Source organism: Fodinicurvata sp. EGI_FJ10296 (assembly GCF_040712075.1).
GTDB lineage: Bacteria > Pseudomonadota > Alphaproteobacteria > DSM-16000 > Inquilinaceae > JBFCVL01.
Map to the genome: position 1 here is coordinate 26,033 of NZ_JBFCVL010000007.1, position 13,873 is coordinate 39,905.

14 protein-coding genes and 1 riboswitch are annotated in these 13,873 nt (G+C 67.3%); of the genes, 12 read left to right on the forward strand and 2 right to left on the reverse strand.

The window, feature by feature from the left end; all coding sequences use genetic code 11:
- The first annotated feature begins 66 nt into the window (after positions 1–66).
- A riboswitch (cobalamin riboswitch) is annotated at positions 67–282 on the forward strand.
- A 34-nt stretch (positions 283–316) separates the two neighbouring features.
- Genes ABZ728_RS15970 through cobJ form a run of 4 tightly spaced genes read left to right on the forward strand, consistent with a single transcriptional unit; the run spans position 317 to position 4,163 of the window.
- The gene (locus ABZ728_RS15970; RefSeq protein WP_366657234.1) at positions 317–1,867 is read left to right on the forward strand and encodes a hypothetical protein; all 1,551 of its coding nucleotides are present in this window, start codon (positions 317–319) and stop codon (positions 1,865–1,867) included.
- A 9-nt stretch (positions 1,868–1,876) separates the two neighbouring features.
- The gene (locus ABZ728_RS15975) at positions 1,877–2,524 is read left to right on the forward strand and encodes a precorrin-8X methylmutase (RefSeq protein ID WP_366657235.1); all 648 of its coding nucleotides are present in this window, start codon (positions 1,877–1,879) and stop codon (positions 2,522–2,524) included.
- Positions 2,521–3,354 carry a precorrin-2 C(20)-methyltransferase gene (locus tag ABZ728_RS15980; protein WP_366657236.1) on the forward strand — a complete coding sequence of 278 codons (834 nt, stop codon included), beginning with the start codon at positions 2,521–2,523 and terminating at the stop codon, positions 3,352–3,354. The genes ABZ728_RS15975 and ABZ728_RS15980 overlap by 4 nt, the downstream gene beginning before the upstream one ends.
- A complete protein-coding gene (gene cobJ, locus ABZ728_RS15985; protein ID WP_366657237.1) occupies positions 3,351–4,163 on the forward strand; it encodes a precorrin-3B C(17)-methyltransferase in 813 nt (270 codons plus the stop codon). Before ABZ728_RS15980 ends, cobJ begins: the two co-directional genes overlap by 4 nt.
- Positions 4,164–4,165: 2 nt before the next feature.
- Here the strand turns inward: cobJ and ABZ728_RS15990 are convergent, their stop codons facing one another.
- Positions 4,166–4,897, reverse strand: coding sequence for a cobalt-precorrin-6A reductase (locus ABZ728_RS15990; RefSeq protein WP_366657238.1), 732 nt, complete (start codon positions 4,895–4,897; stop codon positions 4,166–4,168).
- A 32-nt stretch (positions 4,898–4,929) separates the two neighbouring features.
- On the opposite strand from ABZ728_RS15990, the gene cbiE reads away from it, so the two are divergent.
- The 3 genes from cbiE to cobM are packed head-to-tail and all read left to right on the forward strand — an operon-like array spanning position 4,930 to position 7,372.
- A complete protein-coding gene (cbiE, locus tag ABZ728_RS15995; RefSeq protein WP_366657239.1) occupies positions 4,930–6,219 on the forward strand; it encodes a precorrin-6y C5,15-methyltransferase (decarboxylating) subunit CbiE in 1,290 nt (429 codons plus the stop codon).
- The gene (locus tag ABZ728_RS16000; RefSeq protein WP_366657240.1) at positions 6,216–6,611 is read left to right on the forward strand and encodes a cobalamin biosynthesis protein; all 396 of its coding nucleotides are present in this window, start codon (positions 6,216–6,218) and stop codon (positions 6,609–6,611) included. Before cbiE ends, ABZ728_RS16000 begins: the two co-directional genes overlap by 4 nt.
- Positions 6,608–7,372, forward strand: coding sequence for a precorrin-4 C(11)-methyltransferase (cobM, locus tag ABZ728_RS16005; protein ID WP_366657241.1), 765 nt, complete (start codon positions 6,608–6,610; stop codon positions 7,370–7,372). Before ABZ728_RS16000 ends, cobM begins: the two co-directional genes overlap by 4 nt.
- Positions 7,373–7,458: 86 nt before the next feature.
- Here cobM and ABZ728_RS16010 read toward each other — a convergent pair whose 3' ends face one another.
- Positions 7,459–8,640 carry a cobalt-precorrin-5B (C(1))-methyltransferase gene (locus ABZ728_RS16010; RefSeq protein WP_366657242.1) on the reverse strand — a complete coding sequence of 394 codons (1,182 nt, stop codon included), beginning with the start codon at positions 8,638–8,640 and terminating at the stop codon, positions 7,459–7,461.
- Here ABZ728_RS16010 and cobA point away from each other — a divergent pair.
- From cobA to ABZ728_RS16035, 5 genes are all read left to right on the forward strand, one after another.
- Complete coding sequence (gene cobA / locus ABZ728_RS16015; protein WP_366657243.1) at positions 8,639–9,493, forward strand: uroporphyrinogen-III C-methyltransferase; 855 nt, start codon at positions 8,639–8,641, stop codon at positions 9,491–9,493. The two genes, ABZ728_RS16010 and cobA, sit on opposite strands and share 2 nt — an antisense overlap.
- Positions 9,490–10,842, forward strand: coding sequence for a cobyrinate a,c-diamide synthase (locus ABZ728_RS16020; protein ID WP_366657244.1), 1,353 nt, complete (start codon positions 9,490–9,492; stop codon positions 10,840–10,842). The genes cobA and ABZ728_RS16020 overlap by 4 nt, the downstream gene beginning before the upstream one ends.
- A gap of 65 nt (positions 10,843–10,907) precedes the next feature.
- Complete coding sequence (locus ABZ728_RS16025) at positions 10,908–11,261, forward strand: hypothetical protein (RefSeq protein ID WP_366657245.1); 354 nt, start codon at positions 10,908–10,910, stop codon at positions 11,259–11,261.
- Positions 11,254–11,844 carry a DedA family protein gene (locus ABZ728_RS16030; RefSeq protein WP_366657246.1) on the forward strand — a complete coding sequence of 197 codons (591 nt, stop codon included), beginning with the start codon at positions 11,254–11,256 and terminating at the stop codon, positions 11,842–11,844. Before ABZ728_RS16025 ends, ABZ728_RS16030 begins: the two co-directional genes overlap by 8 nt.
- A gap of 156 nt (positions 11,845–12,000) precedes the next feature.
- Positions 12,001–13,569 (forward strand): altronate dehydratase family protein, encoded by a 1,569-nt coding sequence (locus ABZ728_RS16035; RefSeq protein WP_366657247.1) that lies wholly within the window; start codon positions 12,001–12,003, stop codon positions 13,567–13,569.
- Positions 13,570–13,873: the final 304 nt, after the last annotated feature.

The following is a 13,873-nucleotide window of genomic DNA, read 5'->3' on the forward strand; positions in this document are numbered from 1 at the left end:
ACTGAATCACCTCAAGCCAGCCCTGCACCACCGGGCTTTCCCTTGCAAATGACGGCCGTCCCTGCAAGGATCGGGCATCAGGATGGTGCCTGGCCCGAGCGACCGACGGGCCGGGAGAATAGGGAATGCGGTGCGGAGCATGATGGCTCCAATGCCGCGGCTGCCCCCGCAACTGTGGTCGGGAAGCCTCACCCCGCGGAACCACTGGCCATTGGCCGGGAAGGTCGGGGGAAAGGCGATGATCCGAGAGCCAGGAGACCTGCCATCCACCCCCATTTTGTCCGACCGTCGGGTGTGGCGGTGGAAGGATGTGACAATGATGGCGTCTCCGGCGTTTCGTTCCGGTGTCAATTCCGATCAGGCTTTTCGCGGCGCTCCGGCCTCGCGACGGGGATGGTGTCCGTCTGCTCATCGGCCGATGGAGTCGGCCGATGGCTGGCTGACCCGCGTGCGTCCGACCGCCGGTATCCTCAGCGCCGATCAGGCATTTTGGCTGGCCGATCAGGCCGCAAACGCCGGCAGTGGCGCGATGGATCTGACGCGCCGCGCCAATTTGCAAATCCGCGGTCTGGATCCGGCGGCCGCCGCTGATTTCGCCGACAGTCTGGTCGCCATGGGTCTGGCCGCGTCGTCACCGGCGGCCGAAGCCCGGCGCGTCGTTCTGGCCGCCGCACCCAGCGATCGCGACCCTGCGGCCGAAGCGGCGGTCCGCGCCCTCGCCACCGCGCTGGATGACGGGCTGCGCGCCCTGCCCGACACCCCGGCCCCCGACTTCAAGACACTGCCGGAGAAAGCCCTGATCGTCGTCAATGGCGGTGGCCGATTCGCCTTTTGCGAGCATTCCGCCGATCTGCGTCTGGACCCCGCCGGCACCGGCTGTCAGCGGCAATGGCGCTTGTCGGTCAACGGAACCCGCTCGACCGCGACGCCGGTCGCCATGCTTCCAGCCGATGACCACATCGCAGCCCGGGCGGCGCTGGACGTTCTGAGCCGCGCCCTGACCGCCATGCCCGCCGATAGCGGACGGGCCGGACTGCGCGCCGCCCTCGCGGCGCTGGCCGACGACATGCCCGCTTCCGCACTACCCCCCGGCTCAACCTTACCGTGTTCACAAATTGGTATCGATTGCAGGAAAAATGATCTCCACACCCTGATCGTCCCGGGCGGAGCGCGGCCACGAAGTGACGCGCTGCAGACCCGGGACCTCGCGCAGCAACTCTCGGGCTTGACACACGAACCGGGTACATCCGGATCGGGGTCCCCGATCGGTGTCGGGGACGATCAGGGTGGGGGCGTGGATGCGCGAAAGGTCCGTGAATCTCGTAGCGGCTCAACCGGAGGCCCAACCATCGTTCCAACCATCGGCCCCTTGGCCGACATCGGCCTGGGCGTCGGCTTTGCCTTCGGTGCGTTGGACAGCGACATGCTGCGCGCGCTCGCCACCCTGGCGCGAGACTGCGGCGACGGCACGCTGGCCCTTCTGGCCAATCGAACGGTCGTGCTGCCCGGAGCGCCAGCGGCGTTTGAGCATCACCGGGCCTTGCGGGCATTGGCCGACGCTGGCGCCATCACGGCCCCGGACGACCCACGCCTTGGCCTGTACGCCTGTCGGGGCCGCAATGGCTGCCCCAAAGGCACGACCGATACCCGCGCCGATGCCCTGGCGCTGGCCGGGCCGCTGTCCGGCTATCTGAGCGCTGGAGGCCGGGTCCATGTTTCCGGCTGCGACAAGGCCTGCGCCAGACCGGCAGCAACCGCCGGCATCACGCTGACCGCCGCCGACGGCGCCTATCACGTCTCCGGACCCGACGCCCACCGTCTTGAACACCGAACCCTGCCCAGCAAAACCAACATCAACGGGGCCTGACGCCAACCCATGCAACCGACCCTGACCTTCGATTACGAGAAGGACGGCGCGGCGATCTATCGGCAATCCTTTGCCACGATCCGCGCCGAAGCCGATCTTTCCGCCCTGCCCGACGACATCAAGCCGGTCGCCGTGCGCATCATTCATGGCTGCGGCATGGTGGAGGTCGCCCGGCACATCCGCCACTCTGCCCGGCTTGGCGCGGCGGCCCGCGCGGCGCTGCGCGGTGGTGCGCCGATCCTGTGCGACAGCCAGATGGTCGCCCACGGCGTCACCCATTCCCGCCTTCCGGCAAGGAACGACGTGATCTGCACCCTGCATGATCCGGGCGTGCCGGAACTGGCGCAGCAACTGGGCACGACCCGGACAGCGGCGGCGATGGATCTGTGGGGCGAGCGTCTGGGCGGCGCGGTCGTGGCGATCGGCAACGCGCCGACGGCGCTGTTCCGGCTGATGGAGATGATCGCCGCCGGCGCGCCAAAGCCCGCCGCGATCCTGGGACTGCCCGTCGGCTTCGTCGGCGCGGCGGAGAGCAAGGACGCCCTGATCGCGCATCATCGCGACCTCGGCGTGGAATATCTGACAGTAACCGGTCGGCAGGGCGGCAGCGCCATGACGGCCTCGGCCCTTAATGCCCTGGCGAGTGACGCTGAATGACCCCGACCCTGACTGCCCCTTCCCTTTCCAATCCCTCGCTGTCCGGCACCGGCACGGTGGGGCGCCCGATCTCCAGCCGCCATCTGCCGATCGCAGCGCCCGGCGAGACGGGGATTCTGTACGGCGTCGGCACCGGGCCGGGCGATCCGGAACTGCTGACGGTCAAGGCCGTCCGCGCGATCACGGCCAGCCCGGTGGTCGCCTGGTTCTGCAAAAAGGGCAAGCCGGGCAATGCCTATGCCACGGCGGCCGATCACATCACGGGCGACCACCAGACCCTGCCGATGGTCTATCCGGTGACGAACGAGCGTCCGCATGGTGAGCAGGAATACGTCGACGCGATCGAAACCTTTTTCGACCAGTGCGCCGCCGATATCGAGGCTCATTTACAGGCCGGACGGTCGGTGACGGTGCTGAACGAAGGCGATGCGTTCTTCTACGGCTCGTTCATGCATGTCTATCTGCGCCTGAAGGACCGGTTTCGCACCAGCATCGTGCCGGGCGTCACTTCGGTCACGGCGGCGTCGAGCCTGCTGTCCCGGCCGCTGACCATGCGCGACGACATTCTGAGCATCATTCCCGGCACGCTGCCGGCCGAACACCTGACCCGCGCGGTGGAACAGGCCGACGCGCTGGCGATCATGAAGGTGGGCAAGAACCTGCCGAAAATCGTCGATGTCCTGCGCAAACTCGGCCGTCTGGACCGGGCCTGGTATGTCGAGCGCGCCAGCATGGAGACGGAAACCGCCATGCCGCTGGCCGACGCGCCGGTCGACCGCGCGCCCTATTTCTCGATGGTGCTGATCCATGGCCGTGGGGACCGGCGATGACAGACGACGCTGAACAACCTGGGGCCGGACAAACCGGGTCCGTCGCCATAATCGGGCTGGGACCGGGGCGCGATGACTGGATGACGCCGGAAACCCGCGCGATCCTCGACCGGGCGACCGATCTGGTCGGCTATATCCCCTATCTGGATCGGGCCGGGCAGCGCGAGGGGCAACGCCGCCACGCCTCGGACAATCGCGTGGAACTCGACCGGGCGCGGTTCGCGCTCGACCTCGCCCTTGACGGCGGCGCGGTGGCGGTGGTTTCCGGCGGCGATCCCGGCATCTTCGCCATGGCCGCCGCGATTTTCGAAGCCATCGAGGGCGACACCACCGGCCGCTGGTCCGAGGTGCCGGTCAGCGTCCATCCGGGCATCACTGCCGCCCAGGCGCTTGCGGCCCGCGCGGGCGCGCCGCTGGGCAACGATTTCTGCGTCATGTCGCTGTCGGACAATCTGAAGCCCTGGGACCTGATCACCCGGCGCCTGCGGCTGGCGGCGGAGGGGGATTTCGCGCTCGCCCTCTATAACCCGATCTCGAAGGCACGGCCCTGGCAATTGGGCGCGGCGCTGGACTGCCTGCGCGCGGTCAAGGCCGGAACCACGCCGGTCATTCTGGGCCGCGACGTCGGCCGCGACGGCGAAACCATCCGCATCACCGACCTCGCCCATGCCGTCGCCGAGGACGCCGACATGCGCACCGTGATCATCATCGGCGCCTCGACAACGCGGGTGCTGAACCGGCCGTCCGGCCCGGCGGTCGCCTATACGCCGCGATGGCACGACGGCACCGTCACGGACGTCGCGTCATGACCCTAAGGATGCAACCATCTTATGGCTTCATCGACGGAGGCCAGCGCGTGAGCCGGGGGCAAGACCGGCCGGTCGACCATGACCACCGGCAGGCCGAGATCGCGGGCGGCGGACAGTTTGCCCGCCGTAGCCTTGCCGCCGCTGTTCTTGGTTACCAGCACGTCGATGCGATAGCGGGTCATCAGATCGCGCTCGGCCTCGGCCGCAAAGGGTCCGCGCGCCTGAAGATGCTCGAACCGGGGCAGGTTCGGCGGTTCGGCAATCGGGTCGACGGTGCGCGCAAGATAGGTCTTGTCCGGCATGGCGGCAAAGGCATGCAGCGTCTGGCGCCCGGTGGTCAGGAAGACTCGATCGCCCATGGGGCCGAGGGCCCGGGCGGCGGCATCGATATCCGGTACGACGACCCAGCGGTCGCCGGGAACGGGCACCCAGGCCGGGCGCGACAGCCGGGCCAGCGGCACTTCGACGGCGGCGCAGGCCTCGACCGCGTTGGTCGACATCTGGGCCGCGAACGGATGGGTGGCGTCGATGACCGCCTTGACGCCGACCGTGCGCAGATAATCCGCCAGTCCCTCGACACCGCCGAACCCGCCGATCCGGGTCGGCAGGCCCGACTGGATCGGCCGGACCGTGCGCCCGGCGAGAGACAGCACCGCATTGACGCCGCCAAGCCCCGCCAGCCGCTGGGCGAGCGCCGTCGCCTCGGTCGTGCCGCCAAGTATCAAAATCGTCATCGCCTTGCACCGTCGGATCCGGGGGTTTCATCATGAACTCACCCGATATGGCCGGTCTGCCACCGAACGGCAAGGCAAAGGACAGCGTTCAGGCACCATGGCTGACAATCGTCGGTATCGGCGAAGATGGCTGGGACGGCCTGTCACCCCGCGCCCGCGCCGTGATCGCCGACCCGTCGGCACCGATATTCGGCGGCGATCGGCAACTGGCACTGATCCCCGACGGCATCGGCGGCGAGCGGATCGCCTGGCCATCGCCGTTCAGCGACGGCATCCGCCGCGTTCTGGCCGCCCGGCCATCGCCGGTCACGGTATTGGCCAGCGGCGACCCATTCTGGTACGGCGTCGGCGCCACGCTCGCCCGCCATGTGCCGCCGGATGAAATGACCGTCATTCCCGGCGCCTCGTCCTTTGCCCTGGCCGCCGCCCGAATGGGCTGGCCGCTGCAATCGGTCCGCTGCCTGTCGGTTCACGGCCGCTCGCTGGAACGGGTGATCCCCGCCCTTCACGACCGCGCCCGGCTGGTGATCCTCAGCTGGGACGGCTCGACGCCGGGGGCTCTGGGCCGTCTGCTCGCCGACCGGGGATTCGGCGCATCGCCGCTGACCGTGCTGGAATGCATGGGCGGACCAACCGAACGCCGCACCACGGCGCCGGCGGCCGATTGGGCCGCCGATACCGCCCTGAACCGTCCCGTCGACGCGCTGAACACGATCACGCTCGACTGCCGGGCCGACGAAACCGCAAATTCGATAGCAGCGGCCGCCGGGCGGCCCGATGCCATGTTCGAGCATGACGGTCAGATCAGCAAACGCGAGATCCGCGCCGTCATCCTGGCACTGCTCGCCCCCGGCCGGGGCGAGACGCTGTGGGACATCGGCGCGGGATCCGGCGCTGTCGGGATCGAGTGGATGCTGGCGGACGCGGCCAACCTTACTGTCGCGGTGGAACGCCGCGCCGAGCGGGCCGAGCGCATCCGCCGCAATGCGCTGGCCATGGGCGTGCCCGATCTGGCGATCGAAGGCTGCGATGCCGCCGACTTTCCGGCCTTCTCCATGACGTCACCCGACGCCGTTTTTCTGGGCGGCGGGATTACCGGCGCCGGCATGGTCGACAGATATTTCGCGGCCGTGAAACCGGGCGGCCGCCTCGTGGCCTCGGCCGTGACGGTGGAATCCGAAGCCGTGATTCTGGCCGCGCACGCGCGCCTCGGCGGCACGCTGACCCGCCTGCAGGTCGCGCGCGACGACCGGCTGGGCGGATTTACCGGCTGGACCGCGCTGCGCCCGGTGACGCTCTGGTGCACGAGGAAACCGTCATGATCGCGATCGGATTCGGCACCGGCGGCGGCTGTCCGATCGACAGCCTGATCCACCTTCTGTGCGGGTGCCGGGACGAGGCCACCCGGACAAATGACAAAGCCCGGTTCTCGGGCCTGTTCACTGTCGACCGAGCGCAGCATCGCGACCTCCGCGCGGCGGTCGAGCAGGCGCTGGCCCTGCCGGTGACACTGATTGCACCGGAGCAACTGATCGTCATGGCCGACCGCGTGGTCACCCGATCCGCGCGCAGTATCGAGCATTACGGCGTCGGCTCGGTCGCCGAAGCCGCCGCCCTGCTGGGCGCCGGACCGGGCAGCCGGCTGCTGATGCCGCGACGGATATTCGACAAGGCCACCTGCGCTACAGCAATACAACGGGGGAAAGCCGCATGACCGTTCACTTCGTCGGCGCCGGACCGGGCGCGCCCGACCTCCTGACCCTGCGCGGCCGTGACATCATCGCCCGCTGTCCGATCTGCCTCTATGCCGGATCGCTGATCCCGGCCGAGGTGGTCGCCCACGCGCCAAAGGACGCACGCGTGGTCGACACCGCGCCGCTAACGCTGGATGAGATCATCGCCGAATTCGAGGCCGCCCACGCGGCAGGCCATGACATCGCGCGCCTGCATTCCGGCGACCTGGCATTCTACAGCGCGGTCGCCGAACAGATCCGGGCGTTGGAGGAACGCGGCATCCCCTATACCGTCACCCCCGGCGTGCCGGCCGTGTCCGCCGCCGCCGCTGCGTTGGGGCGCGAACTGACGGTGCCGGAAGTCGCGCAGAGCGTCGTTCTGACCCGGACATCGGGCCGCGCCTCGAAAATGCCCGAAGCCGAAACGCTGGAGGCCTTTGCCGCCACCGGCGCCACCATGGCCGTGCATCTGTCGGTCCATGTGATTGATCAGGTGGTCGAAAGGCTGGTTCCGCATTACGGCGGCGATTGTCCGGTCGCGGTGGTGTTCCGGGCGTCGTGGCCCGACGAGATGGTCATCCGGGGCCGGCTGGATGATATCGAGGCCAGGGTCAACGATCTGCCGACCCGGCGGACGGCTCTGATCCTGATCGGCCCCGCCCTCGCCGCCGCCGATTTCCGCAACAGCGCGCTTTACGACGGCCGCCATGCCCGCCGGTTCCGGGGGCTCGACCTGCCATGACCGCGACCCGAACCGCAGCGCCCCCCTGCCCCATCCCCGGAGGCGCGAAGCGCCGTCCGGGGTCCACAGGTTCCGCGAGAGCGTTGCTACCGCCCGGCCCTGCCCACGATCGTGCCCGCCCGGTCGACGACCAGTACATCGACCGCGATACCGCATTCGGGGCCGAGCGTGTCGAGCGCCGTTCGCCTTGCGCCATCGGCAATGGTATCGCCAAGCGGCATTCCCGCCGCCGCCGCGATCGCGACGGCCTGATTGGCGGTATTCGCCGTGCGTATCGCCGCAATCAAGTCGTCGTCGGCGCCAAGATCGGCCATCCGCGCCGAAAGCCAGTCATAATCGACGGCATGGCGTTTGGAATGAAGATCCAGCCGGCCCTGGGCCAGCTTGCTGAGCTTGGCGACGCCGCCGGCGATGGTCAGGCGCGCGACCGGGTGGCGGCGCAGATATTTCAGCGTACCGCCGGCGAAATCGCCCATGTCCAACAGCGCGATCTCGGGCAGATCATAATGGCGGGCGACGGCGCGTTCCGAGACATCGCCGGTCGAGGCGGCCACATGGTCCAGCCCCGCCGCCCGGGCGACGTCGATCCCCCGATGGATCGAGGCGATCCAGGCCGCGCAGGAATAGGGAATGACGATGCCGGTCGTCCCGAGCACCGACAGGCCGCCAAGAATGCCCAGCCGGCCGTTCATGGTCTTGCGGGCGAGTTCCTCGCCGTGATCGATGCCGATCCGGATCACGAGATCGGCGGCGACACCCGCCCGCTCGGCCATTGCGGTCGCGGCTTCGGTCATCATGCGCCGTGGCACGGGGTTGATCGCGGGTTCACCGACAGGCACGGGCAGCCCCTCGCGCGTGACCGTGCCCACGCCCGGTCCGGCGGCAAAAACGATGCCGGTGCCCGGTGCGCCCCTGAACACCCGCGAGCGGATCATGGCGCCATGGGTGACGTCGGGATCGTCGCCGGCATCCTTGACCACGGCGGCTTCCGCCCACTCCTGGCCGGCAGATGCACCGTGTGCTCCCTGACCGGTCTGGGACAGCGCGAAATCGACATCGTTCCCGCCCGGCAGTCGAATGGTGACCGGATCGGGGAAACCCATACCGAACAATGCCGAACAGGCCGCGGCGGTTGCCGCCGTGGCGCAGGCGCCGGTCGTCCAGCCGCGCCGCAACGTCCGGCCGTCCGCCTCTTGCCCCGCGTCCTCATCCGGTTCAGAAACCGGCGGTGCCGCGTGTCCTTTTTCGAATTGCGAGTCTTGTCCCATGCCCCAGCCTATGCCCCCGTCTGATCCCAGTCGTGTCGGCGTATCCGGCGGCGCCACCGGTCTCGACCTTGGTGCCCCGTTCCATCCGGGCACGGTATGGCTTGCCGGTGCGGGTCCCGGCGATCCCGGATTGCTCACGCTGCTCGCGGTAGAGGGTTTACGCCATGCCGATGCCATCGTCCATGACGCCCTCGTCGACCGCCGCATATTGACGCTCGCCCGCCCTCATGCCGAGATCTACGATATGGGCAAGCGCGGCGGCAAACCATCCCCCCGGCAACCGGAAATCACCGCGCGGCTGATCGATCTGGCCCGCCGCGGGATGCGTGTGCTGCGTCTGAAAGGCGGCGATCCGTTCGTCTTCGGACGCGGCGGCGAGGAAGCGCTGGCCCTGGCCGAAGCCGGCATCGGGTTCCGGATCGTGCCCGGCATTACCGCCGGCATCGCCGCGCCGGCCTATGCCGGCATTCCGGCCACCCATCGCGACGACAACCAGGCGGTCATTTTCGCCACCGGCAAATCGGATTCCGGCGGTCCGAACTGGCGGGCGCTGGCGGCAGCCAATGCACCCATTGTGCTTTACATGGCCTGGCGGACGTTTCCGGTTATCGCCCGCGAACTGAGTGCCGGGGGCATGCCCGGCACGATGCCCGTCGCGGTGATCAGCGACGCCACCACCGACCGCCAGAAGGTACTGGTGACCACGCTGGCCGAGGCCGAGGAACAGCTGGCCGCCTGCGGCCAGCGCCCGCCCGCCGTCATCGTCATCGGGTCGATCGTCCGTCTGCGGCCGAGCCTGGATTGGCTCGACATGCAGCGGGTCGCCGCGCTGCAAATGGCCGACCCGGCATGACGGGTACGGCAGCCAGAGGACTCATAATCGCCGCCCCGTCATCGGGTACCGGCAAGACCACGGTTACACTGGGCCTGCTGGCGGCGTTGCGCGATGCCGGGCTTCGGGTCGGGTCGGCCAAGGTGGGGCCCGACTACATCGACCCGTCGCTGCATCGGGCCGTGACCGGCCGCCCGGCGCTGAACCTGGATGGCTGGGCGATGGACGCGGCGCAGATTTCGGAACAGATCGCAGCGGCCGGCAACGAGACCGACCTGATCCTGTGCGAGGGGGTCATGGGGCTGTTCGACGGCGCCGCGGCGCCCGGCAAGCTCGGCCATGGCTCAACCGCCGATATCGCCGCGCTGACCGGCTGGCCGGTGGTGCTGGTGATCGACCCCAAGGGCCAGACCCGTTCGGCGGCAGCGCTGGTGAAGGGGTTTGCCGCCTATCGCGGCGATGTCGAGATCGCGGGCGTGATCGTGAACAATGTCGCGAGCGACCGCCATCGCGCCCTCGTCGCCGGACCGATCGAGGAGACCGGCGTTCCGGTTCTGGGTGCCATTCCCCGCGATCAGGCCGTTGCCCTGCCCAGCCGGCATCTGGGTCTTGTTCAGGCCGGCGATGACGACAGCCTGGACGACCGACTGGCGGCCCTGAGCGCGCTGACACGCAAGTCGATCGACCTCGATCGCCTTCAGGCAATCGCGCGTCCCGCTGTTGCCGGCACCACCGCCCCCCAAACTCACTCCGTAACGGGCGCGCTGAAACCGCTCGGCCAGCGCATCGCCGTCGCCCGCGATGCGGCGTTTACCTTTTGCTATGACCATGTGCTTATGGGCTGGCGGGTGGCCGGGGCCGAAATCGCGTTCTTCTCGCCGCTGGCCGATGAACCGCCGCCGGAAACAGCCGACGCGGTCTATCTGCCCGGCGGATACCCCGAACTCCACGCCGATACCCTGGCCGCTGCCAGCCGGTTCAAGTCCGGGTTGGCGCGATTTGCGCTGGCGCATCCGGTCTACGGCGAATGCGGTGGATACATCGTCATGGGTGAAATCCTGGAAACCGAAGACGGCCGGACCGTGCCGATGACCGGCCTGCTGCCGCTCAGGACCAGCTTCGCCGCGCGCAAGCTGCATCTCGGGTATCGCCGCACGACGCTGCGTGCCGGCTGCGCGCTGGGGCCGGCCGACACACGACTGCTGGGGCATGAATTCCACTATGTCGCCATCCGAGGGTCCGAGAACGACCCGGATTCCGCCTGGATCGACGCCGAAACCGCCGACGGCCGCCCGCTGCCGGCCATGGGGCTGCAGCGCGGCCACGCCTTTGGCTCATTCCTGCATATCCTTGGGAACGAAACGGATTAATCGGATAGAGTTGCTTCCATGCACAGCGGTTCGTCGCTCAATGCCCTCCGGAGGATGCCCATCCGATGAGAGCCCAATTCAGCAAACTCTGGTCCCGGCACAAACTGCTGTTGGTATCGTTTCTGGTCTCGACTGCGGTCGTCGTATTTCTGGCCGCCCGGCTGACGGTCGTGACGCTGTATTGGTCTGACCCGGCACACCAGGAACAAACGATCGAAGGCTGGATGCCCCTTCGATACGTGGCGCATTCCTGGGAAGTACCGCCCGAGATTCTCGGTGATGCCCTTGATCTGGAGCGCCCGGTCGGGCGTCGGCGAACCATCGCGCAGATTGCGGAAGAACGGGAAGCCACCGTTCAGGAGATCATCAATACTCTCGACACAGCCATTGCGACCTACCGAAGTGACGGCGATGACTGATCTCCTGCTCGATCAGGTGTCGACCTATGGCATCATCATCATACTGGCCGCGACCTTTCTTTCGTGCCTGGCCGTTCCCATGCCCAGCTCGCTCATCATGCTGGCCGGCGGCGCCTTCATCGCCTCGGGCGATCTCGGCGCATCTTCGGTTTTGCTGGCGGCCTATGGTGGTGCCGTCATTGGCGACCAGACCGGATATCTGATCGGTCGAACCGGCGGCGGCGCCCTGGTCGACCGTCTCTCCGGCGAACCACGCCGGCAAGCCATGCTGACCAAGGCGAAATCGGCGATAGACCGGTGGGGCGGCGCCAGCGTCTTCTTCAGTACCTGGCTGTTCAGCCCCCTGGGCCCCTATGTAAACGTGATCGCCGGCGCCGCCAAACTCGGCTGGCGGCGTTACACCTTCTGGGATATGGCCGGCGAGGCCATATGGGTGACTTTCTATGTTGGCCTTGGATATCTGTTTTCCGATCGCATCGCCCAGGTCGCCGATATCGCCGCAAACTCCATTGCCCTCGTCGTTGCCGTTCTGGCAACCGCTGCCATCGGCATCGTGCTCTTTCGGAAAATCCGCCACTCATAGCTTCACGAAGCCTATGGCGCGGATGGATGGCAGCGCATCATGGATGATTGGTCAGAATTGTGGGACGATATCGGCATACGCGGCTACGACGAGCGGAAGAGCCATCAGATCAGCATGACACGGCCTCTGCCGAACCAGACCCCGTGAGCCCAGAAAATGAATTCATCTATTCCCGAGGAAGAGCACCAGGCCATGAACACTGAAGCCAGACTGACAATTCGTCTCCACCCCGACGACAACGTTATTGTCGCAAGGACCGAGATGCTGCCCGGCGTCACCGTCGCGGACGACAAGGTGACGACTCGGGCCGTCGTTCCCGCCGGTCACAAGATCGCGACCACCGCGATCGCCGTGGGTGATCCCATCCGCAAATTCGGGCAGATCATCGGCTTCGCCACAGAATCCATCGAACCCGGCGACCATGTGCATGTTCATAACGTCGAAGTGACGGCGTTCGACCGGGACTATGCCATCGGGCAGGAGGCGAGGCCGACGCGGATGGTGCCCGAGGCCGAACGCGCGACCTTCGAAGGCTATGTCCGCAAGGATGGCCGAGTTGGCACCCGCAACTACATCGGCCTGCTGACTTCGGTGAACTGTTCGGCAACGGTTGCCAATTACATTGCCCAGGAGGTCGAGCGGTCCGGCGTTCTCAACGACTTCCCGAACATCGACGGCGTCGTGGCCCTGACCCACGGGACCGGTTGTGGCATGGCCGACACCGGCGAAGGTTACGACAATCTGCAGCGCACGTTGTGGGGATATGCCCGGCATCCGAATTTCGGCGGCATTCTGATGGTCGGCCTCGGCTGCGAGGTCAACCGCATCGACTTCCTGCTCGAAGCCTATGGCATTGAACGCGGCCCGTTGTTCAAGACCATGAACATCCAGGACATGGGCGGCACGCGCCTGACCGTGGAAGCCGGCGTGCGAGAGGTCGCGGCGATGGCGCCGGCGGTCAATGACGTCAGCCGCACGACCGTGCCGGTCAGCAAACTGACCGTGGCGCTGCAATGTGGCGGTTCCGACGCCTATTCCGGGATCACGGCCAACCCGGCCCTGGGACGCGCCGTGGACATGCTGGTGGCCCAGGGCGGCACCGGCGTTCTCGGCGAAACGCCGGAGATCTACGGCGCGGAGCATCTGCTGACCCGCCGCGCCGAATCCCCGGAGATTGCGGAAAGGCTGATCGCCCGCATAAAATGGTGGGAGGACTACTGCGCAAAGCATGGCGGACAGATGAACAACAATCCGTCGCCCGGCAACAAGGCCGGCGGATTGACGACCATTCTGGAAAAATCGCTCGGCGCGGCCGCCAAGGGCGGCACCACCAACCTGACCGGCTTCTATCGCTATGCCGAACAGGTCACGACGCCGGGCTTCGTCCTGATGGACACACCCGGCTATGACCCGGTATCGGTCACCGGCCAGATCGCCGGGGGATGCAATCTGGTCTGCTTCACGACGGGGCGCGGGTCGGTCGCCGGCTACAAACCGGTTCCGTCGGTGAAACTCGCCACGAACACGGCCATGTACGACCGGATGTCCGAGGACATGGACATCAATTGCGGCACCATCGTCGACGGCACCGAGAGCATCGACGATGTTGCCGGGCGGATCCTGAAAATGTTCATCGAGACGGCGTCCGGCATACCCAGCAAGAGCGAGCAGCTCGGCTTCGGCGACCATGAATTCGTCCCGTGGCAGGTTGGTGCCGTGATGTAGTACCCGACGTCGCCCCCCTTGGCCGCCCCGGATCCGGCCAAGGGGGCCGACATTCGCAGATCATTTGTACGGCCAGGAATCCCTCGTGATCGCCCATTTCAATCCCCGCGATTTTTCCCTCATCCCCGGCAACTGTATTTCGAAACAACAGGAAGCAGGAAGCGCTGTCCGGCCCCCACACACGCCGCGAGAACATTTCCCCGGAGAATGTTGCCGCACGGAACGTTGACCGTGCGGGCCCCGTTGACCGGCGGCCCGGGTGATTGTTAGCCTTTTGCCGCTGGAACAGACGCTGGGGAGGCGC